The sequence below is a fragment of the Cronobacter sp. EKM101R genome (assembly GCF_963888145.1).
Taxonomy (GTDB): domain Bacteria; phylum Pseudomonadota; class Gammaproteobacteria; order Enterobacterales; family Enterobacteriaceae; genus Cronobacter; species Cronobacter turicensis.
Window position 1 is genome coordinate 274,401 of the sequence record NZ_CAWPHW010000023.1, and the last position, 13,492, is coordinate 287,892.

The 13,492-nt window shown below is 61.0% G+C and carries 10 protein-coding genes; 5 read left to right on the top strand and 5 right to left on the bottom strand.

Annotated elements, in window-relative coordinates; genetic code table 11:
- Positions 1-43 precede the first annotated feature (43 nt).
- The 4 genes from AACV31_RS13875 (at position 44) to AACV31_RS13890 (ending at position 4,925) form a co-directional block, all read left to right on the top strand.
- Positions 44-1,309, top strand: coding sequence for a GntP family permease (locus AACV31_RS13875; RefSeq protein WP_165153225.1), 1,266 nt, complete (start codon positions 44-46; stop codon positions 1,307-1,309).
- Between the two features lie 10 nt (positions 1,310-1,319).
- Positions 1,320-2,474: a glycerate kinase gene (locus AACV31_RS13880; RefSeq protein ID WP_165153227.1), complete on the top strand. Its 1,155-nt coding sequence runs from the start codon at positions 1,320-1,322 to the stop codon at positions 2,472-2,474.
- A gap of 120 nt (positions 2,475-2,594) precedes the next feature.
- A complete protein-coding gene (gene hemH, locus AACV31_RS13885; protein WP_007767784.1) occupies positions 2,595-3,557 on the top strand; it encodes a ferrochelatase in 963 nt (320 codons plus the stop codon).
- A 63-nt stretch (positions 3,558-3,620) separates the two neighbouring features.
- Positions 3,621-4,925, top strand: coding sequence for an inosine/guanosine kinase (locus AACV31_RS13890; protein WP_007767785.1), 1,305 nt, complete (start codon positions 3,621-3,623; stop codon positions 4,923-4,925).
- A gap of 181 nt (positions 4,926-5,106) precedes the next feature.
- On the opposite strand, the gene ybaL is transcribed toward AACV31_RS13890, so the two are convergent.
- Positions 5,107-6,789, bottom strand: coding sequence for a YbaL family putative K(+) efflux transporter (gene ybaL / locus AACV31_RS13895; RefSeq protein ID WP_075198190.1), 1,683 nt, complete (start codon positions 6,787-6,789; stop codon positions 5,107-5,109).
- 519 nt (positions 6,790-7,308) lie between these two features.
- Here ybaL and ushA point away from each other — a divergent pair.
- Positions 7,309-8,961, top strand: coding sequence for a bifunctional UDP-sugar hydrolase/5'-nucleotidase UshA (gene ushA / locus AACV31_RS13900; protein ID WP_165153229.1), 1,653 nt, complete (start codon positions 7,309-7,311; stop codon positions 8,959-8,961).
- Between the two features lies 1 nt (position 8,962).
- Here ushA and ybaK read toward each other — a convergent pair whose 3' ends face one another.
- The 4 genes from ybaK to copA all read right to left on the bottom strand — a co-directional run bounded on the left by ybaK (position 8,963) and on the right by copA (position 13,448).
- Complete coding sequence (ybaK, locus tag AACV31_RS13905; RefSeq protein ID WP_075198187.1) at positions 8,963-9,442, bottom strand: Cys-tRNA(Pro)/Cys-tRNA(Cys) deacylase YbaK; 480 nt, start codon at positions 9,440-9,442, stop codon at positions 8,963-8,965.
- Positions 9,443-9,642: 200 nt separating this feature from the next.
- Positions 9,643-10,443 carry a TraB/GumN family protein gene (locus tag AACV31_RS13910; RefSeq protein ID WP_075198186.1) on the bottom strand — a complete coding sequence of 267 codons (801 nt, stop codon included), beginning with the start codon at positions 10,441-10,443 and terminating at the stop codon, positions 9,643-9,645.
- A 113-nt stretch (positions 10,444-10,556) separates the two neighbouring features.
- Positions 10,557-10,808, bottom strand: a complete 252-nt coding sequence (locus tag AACV31_RS13915; RefSeq protein WP_032807203.1) for a type II toxin-antitoxin system Phd/YefM family antitoxin — start codon at positions 10,806-10,808, stop codon at positions 10,557-10,559.
- Positions 10,809-10,940: 132 nt separating this feature from the next.
- A complete protein-coding gene (gene copA, locus AACV31_RS13920; RefSeq protein WP_165153231.1) occupies positions 10,941-13,448 on the bottom strand; it encodes a copper-exporting P-type ATPase CopA in 2,508 nt (835 codons plus the stop codon).
- Positions 13,449-13,492: the final 44 nt, after the last annotated feature.

Genomic DNA, 13,492 nt, shown 5'->3' on the forward strand with positions numbered 1-13,492 from the left:
GACGCTATGTTGTCCTGACCCTTACCTCAAAGAGAAAACAATAATGACAACGGTATCCACTCTCGGCGCGCTGACGGCGTTGGTCGTCGCGATTGTTTTGATTCTGCGTAAAGTGCCCCCGGCTTACGGCATGCTGGCGGGGGCGCTGGCGGGCGGTCTCGTTGGCGGCGCGGATCTCGTCCACACGGTCAGCCTGATGATTGAAGGCGCGCAGGGCATTACCAATGCGGTGATGCGCATTCTGGCGGCGGGCGTGCTGGCGGGCGTGCTGATTGAATCCGGCGCGGCGCACACCATCGCGGAGACCATCGTGCGCAAAGTGGGCGAGAAGCGCAGCCTGCTGGCGCTCGCCATCGCGACACTTATCCTGACGGCGGTCGGCGTATTTATCGACGTGGCGGTGATCACCGTCGCCCCTATTGCGCTCTCCATTGCCCAGCGCGCGGGCATCTCGCGTATCGCTATCCTGCTTGCCATGATTGGCGGCGGCAAAGCGGGCAACGTGATGTCGCCAAACCCGAATACGATCGCCGCGGCGGATAACTTCCATGTGCCGCTGACCTCCGTGATGCTGGCAGGCGTTATTCCGGGGCTGTTTGGCCTGGCGATGGCCTGTTTTCTGGCGAACCGCTTAAGCAATAAGGGCAGCCGGGTCACCGCGCAGGAGTTGCCGGTGCAGGATACCGGCCCGCGACCTGGCTTCGCCGCCGCCATCAGCGCGCCGCTGGTGGCGATTCTGCTGCTGTCGCTGCGCCCCATCGCGGGCATCGCCGTCGACCCGCTAATCGCGCTCCCGGCGGGCGGTCTTGCGGGCGCGCTGCTGATGGGACGTCTGCGCCAGTGCAACACGTTTATGGTTTCCGGTTTAACCCGTATGGCGCCAGTCGCCATCATGCTGCTCGGCACCGGGGCGCTGGCGGGCATCATCGCCAATTCGGGGCTTAAAGATGTGCTTATCGACACGCTGACCCATACCGGGCTGCCCGCATGGCTGCTGGCGCCGCTCTCCGGCACGCTCATGTCGATGGCGACGGCCTCCACCACCGCCGGCACCGCCGTGGCGTCCGCGGTCTTCAGCCATACGCTGCTGGAGCTGGGCGTTAGCGGCATTGCGGGGGCGGCGATGATCCACGCGGGCGCGACCGTGCTCGATCACCTGCCGCACGGCAGCTTTTTCCACGCGACCGGCGGCAGCGTCGGGATGACCGTGCATGAACGTCTTAAACTCTTACCGTATGAAACGCTGGTGGGCTTCACCATTGCCACCATTTCGGCGCTGATGTTCGGCGTACTGGGTGTTGCTGCTTAAGGACTACATCATGACAACCCTGAAAAAAATCGTTATCGCACCGGATTCATTTAAGGAAAGCCTGAGCGCAATGGATGTCGCAAAGGCTATCGAAGCGGGCTTCCGTGAAATTTACCCGCAGGCGAGCTACGTCTGCGTGCCGATGGCAGACGGCGGCGAAGGCACCGTTGAGGCGATGGTCGCCGCGACCGGCGGGCGGATTATCACTACGCCTGTCACCGCGCCGCTTGGCAATCACGTGGACGGTTTCTTTGGCCTGCTGGGCGACGGCGAAACGGCGGTGGTCGAAATGGCGGCGGCGTCCGGCCTGCATCTGGTGCCGAACGCGCAGCGCGATCCGCGCATCACCACCAGCTTCGGCACCGGCGAGCTTATTCTCGCGGCGCTGGAGCGGGGCGTGAAGGCGATTATCATCGGCATCGGCGGCAGCGCCACCAATGACGGCGGCGCGGGCATGATGCAGGCGCTGGGCGCGCGGTTTCTCGACGGCGAAGGGCGTGAGCTGAAACCCGGCGGCGCGGCGCTTGCCGGGCTGGAACGTCTCGATCTCTCGGCGCTCGACCCGCGTCTGGCGCAGGTCAGCGTGACCGTCGCCTGCGACGTCGATAACCCGCTGTGCGGCGAAAAGGGCGCGTCGGCGGTGTTCGGCCCGCAGAAAGGCGCGACGCCTGAGATGGTGCCGGCGCTGGACGCCGCGCTCAGGCGCTTCGGCGAACGCCTCGAAGCCGCCACGGGCAAAACCATCATCAGCGCGCCGGGCGCGGGGGCGGCGGGCGGTATGGGCGCCGCGCTGCTCGGTATGCTCAACGCGCAGCTGCGCCCCGGCATTGAGATTGTTATCGAATCATTAGGGCTTGCGCAGGCGGTGCGCGACGCCGATCTGGTGATTACCGGCGAAGGGCGGCTCGACAGCCAGAGCATCCACGGCAAAACACCCATTGGCGTGGCGCGCGTGGCGAAGCAGTTTCAGCGCCCGGTGGTCGCGATTGCAGGCAGCCTGACGCCCGATTATCACATCGTGCATGAACATGGCATCGACGCGGCGTTTTCAGTGATTGATCGCATCGTGACGCTTCAGGAGGCGCTGGATGACGCCGAACGCAATCTGCGAGTGACTGCCCGCAATGTCGCGGCGCTCTGGCGTCTGGCGGAAAACCGTCGCTAGCACCTTTTGCTGTTATCGGTTCCGGTGAATAACTTTTACGTTACAATGATTTTCATTCGCAGCGGTGCGCCTGAGGGTTTCAGTCGCGCCGTCCGCGCCGGACATCAATGAGGAACCGTGATGCAGTCAGTAAAAAGCGGCGTTTTATTAGTCAATCTCGGCACCCCGCAGGCGCCAACGTCAGCTGCCGTAAAACGTTATTTAAAACAGTTTTTGAGCGACCGGCGCGTCGTGGACGTACCGCGCGTTATCTGGTGGCCGCTGCTTCGCGGCGTCATTCTGCCGCTGCGTTCGCCGCGCGTGGCGAAACTCTATAAGTCCGTCTGGATGGAAGAGGGCTCGCCGCTGATGGTCTACAGCCGTCGTCAGGAAAAAGCGCTGAGCGCGGCGCTGGGCGATGTGCCGGTGGCGCTCGGCATGAGCTACGGCCAGCCGTCGCTCGACAGCGCCGTGCAAAAGCTGCTCGACCAGCATGTCGATCACATCATCGTGCTCGCGCTCTATCCGCAATACTCCTGCTCCACCGTAGCGGCGGTATGGGACGAGCTGGCGCGTATTACCACCCGGTATCGCAAGCTGCCGTCCATGACGCTTATCCGCGATTACGCCTGCGAGCCGGCTTACATCAGCGCGCTGGCGCAGTCTGTGCAGCGCTCGTTTGAGAAACATGGCGAGCCGGATCTGCTGCTGCTCTCTTACCACGGCATTCCGCAGCGCTACGCCAATGAAGGCGACGACTACCCGCAGCGCTGCCGCGACACCACCCGCGAGCTGGTGTCGGCGCTCGGTATCGCGCCGGAAAAAGTGATGATGACCTTCCAGTCGCGCTTTGGCCGCGAGCCGTGGCTGACGCCGTATACCGACGAAACCATGAAGATGCTTGGCGAGAAAGGCGTGAAGCATATTCAGGTGATGTGTCCGGGCTTCTCCTCGGATTGTCTGGAAACGCTGGAAGAGATTGCAGAGCAGAACCGCGAGATTTTCATTGAGGCGGGCGGTGAGAAGTTTGAATACATTCCGGCACTTAATGACGATCCGGCGCATATCGCGATGATGAAGGAACTGGTCGACCGTTACCGCTGATCGCGCGCGGGGCGGGGAGTGTGCTACCATTCCCCGCCTGATTAGCCACCTGCACGCAATACCATGAAATTTCCCGGCAAACGTAAGTCCAAACACTATTTTCCCGTCAGCGCCCGCGATCCGCTCCTGCAACAAATTCAACCTGAATCCGACGTCAGCGCCTCCTGGGTGGTGGGTATCGACCAGACGCTGGTGGATATCGAAGCCCGCGTGGATGACGCGTTTATTGAACGCTACGGCCTGAGCCTCGGCCATTCGCTGGTGATTGAAGACGACGTCGCCGAAGCGCTCTATCAGGAGCTGGTGCGTGAAAATCTGATCACCCATCAGTTTGCCGGCGGCACCATTGGCAACACCATGCACAACTACTCCGTGCTGGCGGATGACCGCTCGGTGCTGCTGGGCGTGATGTGTAATAACGTGCAGATTGGCAGCTACGCCTATCGTTATCTCTGCAACACCTCAAGCCGTACCGATTTGAACTATCTCCAGGGCGTTGACGGCGCGATTGGCCGCTGCTTCACGCTGATAAGCGAGCAGGGCGAGCGCACCTTCGCCATCAGCCCGGGCCAGATGAACCAGTTGCGCCCGGAGAGCATCCCGGAAGCGGTGATTGCAGGCGCGTCAGCGCTGGTGTTGACCTCGTATCTGGTGCGCTGCAAACCCGGCGAGCCGATGCCGGACGCCACCATGACCGCCATTCGTTACGCCAAAAAGCACAACGTGCCGGTGGTGCTGACGCTCGGCACCAAATATGTGATTGCCGATAACCCGCAGTGGTGGCGCGATTTCCTGAAAGAGCACGTGTCGATTCTGGCGATGAACGAAGAAGAGGGCGAAGCGCTGACGGGCGAAAGCGATCCGCTGCTGGCGTCGGATAAAGCGCTCGACTGGGTGGATTTGGTGCTTTGCACCGCCGGGCCGGTCGGGCTCTATATGGCGGGCTTTACCGAAGAGGAAAGTAAGCGCAAAACCCAGCATCCGCTGTTGCCGGGCGCGATCGCGGAGTTCAACCAGTATGAATTCAGCCGCGCCATGCGCTTTAAAGATTGCGAAAAGCCGCTGCGTATTTTCTCCCATATCGCGCCGTACATGGGCGGGCCGGAGAAGATAATGAACACCAACGGCGCCGGTGACGGTGCGCTGGCGGCGCTGCTGCATGATATTACCGCCAATAATTATCACCGCACCAACGTGCCGAACTCCAGCAAGCATAAATACACCTGGCTGACCTATTCGTCGCTGGCGCAGGTGTGTAAATACGCGAACCGCGTGAGTTATCAGGTGCTGAACCAGCATTCGCCGCGTCTGACGCGTGGCCTGCCGGAGCGCGAAGATAGCCTGGAAGAGGCGTACTGGGAGCGATAACCGTTACGTTATGGCGGGTGCGCTACGCTTACCCGCCCTACGGTGAGCGACCATTGTTTTTTGTAGGGTGGGTAAGGCGCAGCCGCACCCACCTTTTTATGCGCCACGTTGCGCCAGAAGTTCGTAGGGCGGGTAAGCGTGAGCGCACCCGCCTTCCGTCACGCACCCACCTTACACACCATCAACCGTGGCTCAAAACCTCCTGCGCCTGCTCGGGCTTATCGAGCATACGCAGCATCGTGCTCGCGATTTCCCGCTCGCCCATCACCACCTCATTCGCGCCGCGCTCGGTGATGTAATCCACCTCGTCGTCGTAATGGGCGCGGGCGATGATGTCGATATCCGGGCGCTTCTCACGCGCGGTGGCGACGATTTCGCCCGCCTCATAGCCATTAGGGATGGTCAGCAGCAGCCAGCGCGCGCAGTCGAGATGCGCCAGCGCCAGCGTCTGCTCATTGGCCGCGTTGCCCAGCACCGCGCGAACGCCGCGCTCGCGCAGCGCCTCGACGCGGGTGCGGGAAGTTTCCACCACCACCAGCGGAATACCCTCAGCGATAAGCTTCTCGCCAAGCAGGCTGCCGACGCGGCCATAGCCCACCAGCAACGCGTGGTTGCAGATATCCACCGGGTTCTGCTGCTCCTCTTCCAGCGCCTCTTCCAGCGTCTGTTCTTCCAGTTCGTCGTGACGAGAAAGAAAGCGCTCCAGCAGCACAAACAACACCGGGTTAAGCATGATGGAAAGGATAGCCCCCGCCAGCACCAGGTTCTGCCCGTCCTGCGGTAGCAGATCCAGCGCCATGCCAAGCCCCGCAAGGATAAACGCGAATTCGCCAATCTGCGCCAGGCTCACCGCAATCGTCAGCGCGGTGCGGCGCGAGTGGCCGAACAGCTTCACCAGCGCAAACGCCGCGAGCGATTTGCCGAACAGGATAATCAGCAGCGTGCCCAGCACCGCCAGCGGCTGCTGAACCAGAATCATCGGGTCAAACAGCATCCCGACCGAGACGAAAAACAGCACCGCGAACGCGTCGCGCAGCGGCAGAGTATCGTGCGCGGCGCGGTGGCTCAGTTCCGATTCGTTCAGCACCATCCCCGCGAAGAACGCGCCCAGCGCGAATGAGACGTCAAACAGCTCGACGGCGCCGAACGCAATGCCGAGCGCCAGCGCCAGCACCGCGAGCGTAAACAGCTCTCGCGAGCCGGTGGCGGCGCTGCGCGCCAGGATCCACGGCACGAGTCGGCGGCCCACCAGCATCATCAGCGCAATAAATGCAATGACTTTACCGAGCGTAATAGCCATATCGAGGCTCAGCGTCGCAAGGCCGAGATCGCCTTTTTCCAGCATCCCGGCGACGGCGGGCAGCAGGACCAGCGTCAGCACCATCACCAGGTCTTCGACGATAAGCCAGCCGATGGCTATCTGCCCGCGCTGGCTCTCAATCAACTGCCGCTCTTCAAGCGCGCGCAGTAGCACCACGGTACTGGCGGTGGAAAGACACAGGCCGAACACAATGCCGGTCATCAGCGACCAGTCGAGGAGCGTCGAGAGCCCGACGCCCAGCAGCGTCGCCACGGCTATCTGCAAAATCGCGCCGGGGATGGCGATAGACTTTACCGCCATCAGATCCTTCAAAGAGAAATGCAAACCCACGCCGAACATCAGCAGGATCACGCCAAGCTCCGCCAGCTCCGGGGCAAGCTTGGTATCCGCGACAAAACCGGGCGTAAACGGCCCGGCCACCACGCCCGCGAGCAGGTATCCCACCAGCGGTGAAATACGCAGCCGGTTGGCGAGCATACCGAGAATAAAGGCCAGAACAAGGCCACCGACAAGTGTGGTGATAAGCGGTGTGGCGTGATGCATTCCGTCTCCTTTCGTTGAATATGATACACCGGATGTTTTGCGTGCAACTCGTAACAGTTTATGACAATTTTCGGCAGCGCGGGGCAGTTTGTTAGCGAAAACTTTCCGAAATCCCTCATTAAGCGCAAAAAATTCGAACCTGGCGCAGAATTCTATGTTATCGGTAGCCAGGCTAGGCGTTATGCGGGAAACAGGCCGGGCCAATTCGTGTTTAGGATGGCAAAAGTGCATCTTTTGCTAAGCAAAAAAGTAAACGGAAGCTCAACAGCGTTGATGGGTTGAAAAATGGCGCTTTTTTGACAAGAAGATAACCGTAAGGTGATAGCAATATTGTGAATTTACCGCACGGCTGCCTTTTTTTGCTTATGAACGCTAAATATCCGACTTTGTAACAAGGCATAAAGTTTGCTTGCCGTTACGCCGTGGTTTTGAGGAAAGTCGCAAATCTGAAAACAAAGTTGAGTATGTTCGGCAGGCGCTGTAATTTCAGCATTCACGTTAAGGATAGGGAGAGTTGTCATGGGGTTAGCCAGAAAAGGGTTGGCTGTCGCGCTGCTGGCGGGGCTTAGCCTGCTGAGCGGCGGCGCATCCGCCTGGGAGCAGGATAAAACGTATAACATCACCATTTTGCACACCAACGATCATCATGGTCATTTCTGGCGCAACGAATATGGCGAATATGGTCTGGCGGCGCAGAAGACGCTGGTGGACAGCGTGCGGCGTGAGGTCTCGGCCCAGGGCGGCAGCGTGCTGTTGCTCTCCGGCGGCGATATCAACACCGGCGTGCCGGAATCCGATTTACAGGATGCCGAACCCGATTTTCGCGGCATGAACATGATTGGCTACGATGCGATGGCCGTCGGCAACCATGAGTTTGACAACCCGCTGAGCGTGCTGCGCCAGCAGGAAAAGTGGGCCAAATTCCCGCTGCTCTCCGCCAACATCTACCAGAAAAGCACCAACGAGCGCCTGTTCAAACCCTGGGCCATTTTCAAACCGCAGGGCATCAAAATCGCCGTCATTGGGCTTACGACTGACGACACCGCCAAAATCGGCAACCCGGAATATTTCACCGATATCGAATTCCGCAAGCCAGCCGACGAAGCGAAACTGGTGATTCAGGAGCTTCAGCAGAACGAAAAACCGGACGTGATTATCGCTGCGACCCACATGGGCCATTACGATAACGGCGACCACGGCTCTAACGCGCCGGGGGATGTCGAACTGGCGCGAGCGCTGCCAGCAGGCGCGCTGACGATGATTGTGGGCGGTCACTCACAAGATCCGGTCTGTATGGCCTCGGAGAATAAAAAACAGGTGGATTACGTGCCGGGCACGCCGTGCGCGCCGGATCAGCAGAACGGCACCTGGATTGTGCAGGCCCATGAGTGGGGCAAATATGTCGGTCGCGCCGATTTCCAGTTCCGCAATGGCGAAATGAAGCTGGTGCGCTATCAGCTCATCCCCATCAACCTGAAGAAAAAAGTAACCTGGGATAACGGCCAGACCGAGCGCGTGCTCTACACGCCGCAGATCCCGGAAAACCCGCAGATGCTCTCGCTGCTGACGCCATTCCAGAAAAAAGGCCAGGCGCAGCTGATGGTCAAAATCGGCAGCGTCAACGGGCGGCTGGAAGGCGATCGCAGCAAAGTGCGTTTTGTGCAGACCAGCATGGGCCACCTGATCCTTAACGCCCAGATAGCGCGCACCGGCGCGGATTTCGCGGTGATGAGCGGCGGCGGCATTCGTGACTCCATCGAAGGCGGCGACATCACCTATAAAGATGTGCTTAAGGTGCAGCCCTTCGGCAATACGCTGGTGTATGTCGATATGACCGGCAAAGAGGTGCTGGAGTACCTGACCGCCGTCGCGCAGAAAAAACCGGATTCCGGCGCCTATCCGCAGTTTGCTAACGTTAGCTTTACGGCGTCTGGCGGCACGCTGAATGACGTCAAAATCAAAGGCGAGCTGGTCGATCCGGCGAAAACCTACCGCATGGCGACGCTCAGCTTTAACGCCACCGGCGGCGACGGCTACCCGCCCATTGATAAAAAGCCGGGTTACGTCAATACCGGTTTTGTGGATGCTGAAGTGCTGAAACAGTACATCCAGCAGAGCTCGCCGCTGGATGTGGGCGCACTGGAGCCGAAAGGCGAGGTGAGCTGGCAGTAACTCAGTCGCGGCGGGCGATGTCAGCGAACTGCGCGTTCAGCAGTTTCGCTAAATCCTCCGCCGCCAGTTCGATATCCAGCCCGCGCTTGCCGCCGGAGATATAAATGGCCGGGAAGTCGCGGGCGGGCGCGTCAATCAGCGTCGGCAGGCGTTTTTTCTGGCCGAGCGGGCTGATGCCGCCTACCAGATACCCGGTCGTGCGCTGCGCTATCATCGGGTCCGCCATTTCGACTTTCTTGGCGCCCAGCGCCTTCGCGACCTTTTTCAAATCAAGCTGTGTCGCGACCGGCGTGACGGCGACCGCCAGATGTTTCATATCCCCGTTCACCGCCACCAGCAGCGTTTTATAGACCTGCTGCGCGTTAAGCCCGAGCTTGCGCACCACTTCATCGCCAAAATTGGTTTCATTCGGGTCGTGCTCATAGGCATGCAGCGTGAAAGCTATCTTATTTTTTTCGAGTAGATTAACCGCGGGCGTCATGTTTCCTTTCCCATTTCTGTGGCCTGTCGGCGCAGCATAGCGCCAGACAGGGGCGAAAAAATTGTATCAGCTTGCTGGATTATATTGGCAGCGTGGATGGTTTGCGCGACAATCGCCGCAACCGTTCGCCAACGCGCACGGCATAACGATAATAACGAAAGTTCCTCTTTGACGGGCCAGTAGCGATACTGGCCTTCTTTTTAAGACGCGCGAAACATCGCCGGCAGGTTATCTTCGCCGTAGAGGTGCAGCGCGCCGACCGCCACCACGTAGCGCCCCGGCGGCAGCGAGAGCAGGTAGTGGTGCCACTGCCGGTTACGCTGTTGCATCAGCATATCCCCAAGCTCGGCGCTGAAAGTGTTCGGCAGCGCGACGCTACCCGCCGCCTCAGGCGGACGCGCCATCCACCAGCCCATCATAATCTGCAACAGGCGCGCGTTGGTGTGCCAGTGGGTTAGCGTATCTTCAAGCAACGCCAGACCGTCCTGCGGCAGGCGGCGCAGCAACTCCACCTGACTCTGCGCGCCTTCCAGTTCGTTCACTTTCACCTGGTGCGTCTGCGCCGCGTTTAAGAGCTGATAATCAATGCCGAAATCGGGCCTCAGGCCGAGGCGCTGCGCCTGGTGCGCCTGTAAAATCAGCGCCACCTGCCAGAGCGGCAGCGTATCCAACCGGGAGAGCGGCAGGGCCAGATCGTCGATAAGTTTTTCAAGCTGGCTGAACAGCGCCTCGTCGAGACGCTCGCCGAGCGGCGGGCAGGGCGGCGGATCGCCAAAGGGCGAGTCATCGCCACGGATATCGGCTTCGACGATCAGCGCATCGGCGCGCCGCAGTTTTTCGACCAGACGTGCGGGGAGCGGCGCCATATCCGCCGTGCCCATATGAATGCTGCCGACCAGGTGCAGATAGCGCCCGCCGGGCAGCGTAATATCGACCGCAGGCCACGGATAACCGGGGCGCAGAGTGTCAAACCAGGTGCGCAGACGACGTAACAGGCCCATAACCACTTCCCCTGACGTAAAAAGCCATGCTAACGCGCAGGCGGGGCGGGTGCAAACAAGAGGCGGGGTCAAACCGTGCGGGCGGAAAGTTCACCGGCAGGCAGCGTGGTCCTTTATTCGTCCATGAGTTGTCGAAAATAATCATCGCCGTCGGTCAGTCTGCCGTGGTCGATATCTTGTTTCGCACGTTCCAGTTTCGCCTGCAACAACTGGCGTTTAAGCGCGTCAATTTCTGCGTATTCCTGCGCAGAAATCACCACCGCGACGGGTTTGCCGTTACGGTTAATCTGGACGGGTTCGCGCTGCGCCATCAGCAACAAATTGCCAAACTGGGTTTTCGCTTCGTTCGCGGTAAGCGTTTGCATCATCGTCCCTTTCGTATGAATCGTTCGATTCGTTCATTTTAAACGCGGTGCGACGTACCTACCACTGCCATTTTCCGAATCTGCACCGCCGTATTACGGCTATAAAAAAGCCCGCCGAGGCGGGCTTTGCGCTTATTTTTTCGGGTTAAATCGCAGCAGCCGGTTGGCGTTACTGACGACGGTAATGGACGAGAGCGCCATCGCCGCGCCTGCGACCACCGGGTTCAGCAGGGTGCCGGTCAGCGGCCACAGGACGCCCGCCGCGATAGGAATGCCGAGCGCGTTATAAATAAAAGCGCCCAGCAGGTTCTGCTTCATATTGCCAAGCGTCGCTTTGGAAATCGCCATCGCGTCGGCCACACCCGTCAGGCTGTGACGCATCAGGGTGATCGCGGCGGTTTCAATGGCCACGTCGCTGCCGCCGCCCATCGCGATCCCCACTTCCGCCTGGGCCAGCGCCGGGGCGTCGTTAATGCCGTCGCCAATCATCGCCACTTTACGGCCTGCCTGCTGGAGCTTCTGAATCGCCTGCGCTTTGCCATCCGGCAGCACGCCTGCGATCACCTCGTCAATACCCGCCTCGCGGGCGATGGCGTTCGCGGTGACGGCGTTGTCGCCGGTCAGCATCACCAGCCGGTAGCCTTCGCGGTGCAGACGCGCCAGGGCGTCGGCGCTGTCTGCACGCAGCGGATCGCGAATGGCGAAGAGGGCCGCCAGCGTACCGTTCACCGCCAGCAGCACCGGCGTGGCGCCAAGGCTCGCCTGACGCTGCGCCTCATCGCGCAGCGCGTCGGTCGCGATGCCGTTTTCTTCCAGCAACGCCTGATTGCCGAGCAGCAGCGTTTTCCCCTGCGCCTCGCCGCTCACGCCAAGACCGCGCAGCGTTCGAAAGCCACTAACGGCGGGCAGCGAAGCCCCTTCGGCGCGCTCGATGATGGCGCGGGCCAGCGGGTGACTGGAGCCTTGCTCCAGCGCGGCGGCCAGGCGCAACGCGTCCGCTTCGGTGATGTCGCCCGTGGTGGCGATGGCCGCCACCTGCGGTTTGCCTTCGGTCAGGGTGCCGGTTTTGTCGAATACCAGCGTGTCTATGTCGCTCGCCCGTTGCAGCGCGTCGGCGTCCCGCACCAGCACGCCGAATTCCGCCGCGCGCCCGACGCCGGAGATAATCGACATCGGCGTGGCGAGCCCCAGCGCGCAGGGGCAGGCGATGATCAGCACCGTAGTGACAATCACCAGCGTATAGACGATCTGCGGGGCCGGGCCTGCGAAATACCAGACCGCGCCGCTGAACAGCGCAATCAGCACCACGACCGGGACGAACACGGCGGAGATGCGGTCGGCCAGCTTGCCGATTTCCGGCTTGCTGCTCTGCGCCTGGCGCACCATGCGGATAATGCGCGACAGCGTGGTGTGGTTGCCCACCGCGGCGGCGCGGAACAGCACGCTGCCGTCCTGCACGACGGTGCCCGCGTGAATGGTGTCACCTGCCGCTTTTTGCTGCGGTACCGGTTCGCCGGTCAGCATCGCTTCGTCAAACCAGCCTTCGCCATCGGTAATGTCGCCATCCACCGGCACGCGATCGCCGGTTGTGAGGCGCAGCGTCATGCCCGGCGTCACCTCCGCCAGCGGTAATTTTTTCTCGCCTTCCGGCGTGACGACGCGCGCAACTGGCGGCGTCAGATCCAGCAGGCGTTCCAGCGCCTTCGACGAACGCTGGCGGGCGCGCGCCTCCAGCATATGGCCGAGGTTAATCAGGCCGATAATCATGGCGCTGGCTTCGTAATAGAGGTGGCGCGCTTCCATCGGGAAGTGTTGCGGCCAGAGGTTGACGCTCATGGAGTAGAGCCAGGCCGCGCCGGTGCCGAGCGCCACCAGCGTGTCCATCGTCGCGCTGCGGTTGCGCAGGCTTTTCCAGGCGCTCTGGTAGAAGTGGCCGCCCGCGAAAATCATCACGCCGAGCGTGATAAGGCCAATGACCAGCCAGAGCGAACGGTTGGCGTCGGTGACCATCATGTTGTCGCCGAACATGCCCCAGATCATTACCGGAATACCCACGGCGAGCGCGAGCGCCGCCTGCCAGCGAAAGCGTTTCATGGCCGCCTGCGCGGTCTGTTGCTGGCGTTCGCGGCGTTCGGCGTCGTCATCGATGGCTTCGGCGCCGTAGCCCGCTTTTTCAACCGCTGCAATTAAGTCAGCGGCGGAGGCATGGCCCATCACCAGCGCCGTGCGCTCCGCGAGATTGACCCGTGCCTGCGTGACGCCCTCGACCCCCTGCAGGGCATTCTGAACGCGGCTCACGCAACTGGCGCAGCTCATGCCGTTGATAAGCAGCTGTCGGCTGTCGTCATCGTCGGCGATATCCGCTGCCGGAAGCTCAGGTTGCGCCGCTGTCAGTGCTTCCGACGGGGTTGATGACTCTGTCAGCGGGTTAGCCTTTGGGTGTGCGAGCGTCGCGTCGTAACCGGCCTGTTTCACCGTCTCAATCAGGGCGTCCGCAGGCGCGGTGGTGATGACGCTGGCATGTTCAATCGTGACATCCGCGCGTTCAACGTCCGGGCGCTGCTCCAGGCTCTCTTTCACCCGCTTAACGCAGTGTCCGCAGGAAAGCCCGTCCAGGGCCAGTTCTATGGTGTTTGACATACGTTGTCTCCTCAGTAAGCGGTCAGCCTCGGGTTGACCGGAAA

What these genes read in the sequence shown, in the direction of transcription:
- AACV31_RS13875 (WP_165153225.1), top strand. Translation starts at nt 44, where the DNA reads ATGACAACGGTATCCACTCTCGGCGCGCTGACGGCGTTGGTCGTCGCG.
- AACV31_RS13880 (WP_165153227.1), top strand. Translation starts at nt 1,320, where the DNA reads ATGACAACCCTGAAAAAAATCGTTATCGCACCGGATTCATTTAAGGAA.
- hemH (WP_007767784.1), top strand. Translation starts at nt 2,595, where the DNA reads ATGCAGTCAGTAAAAAGCGGCGTTTTATTAGTCAATCTCGGCACCCCG.
- AACV31_RS13890 (WP_007767785.1), top strand. Translation starts at nt 3,621, where the DNA reads ATGAAATTTCCCGGCAAACGTAAGTCCAAACACTATTTTCCCGTCAGC.
- ybaL (WP_075198190.1), bottom strand. Translation starts at nt 6,789, where the DNA reads ATGCATCACGCCACACCGCTTATCACCACACTTGTCGGTGGCCTTGTT.
- ushA (WP_165153229.1), top strand. Translation starts at nt 7,309, where the DNA reads ATGGGGTTAGCCAGAAAAGGGTTGGCTGTCGCGCTGCTGGCGGGGCTT.
- ybaK (WP_075198187.1), bottom strand. Translation starts at nt 9,442, where the DNA reads ATGACGCCCGCGGTTAATCTACTCGAAAAAAATAAGATAGCTTTCACG.
- AACV31_RS13910 (WP_075198186.1), bottom strand. Translation starts at nt 10,443, where the DNA reads ATGGGCCTGTTACGTCGTCTGCGCACCTGGTTTGACACTCTGCGCCCC.
- AACV31_RS13915 (WP_032807203.1), bottom strand. Translation starts at nt 10,808, where the DNA reads ATGCAAACGCTTACCGCGAACGAAGCGAAAACCCAGTTTGGCAATTTG.
- copA (WP_165153231.1), bottom strand. Translation starts at nt 13,448, where the DNA reads ATGTCAAACACCATAGAACTGGCCCTGGACGGGCTTTCCTGCGGACAC.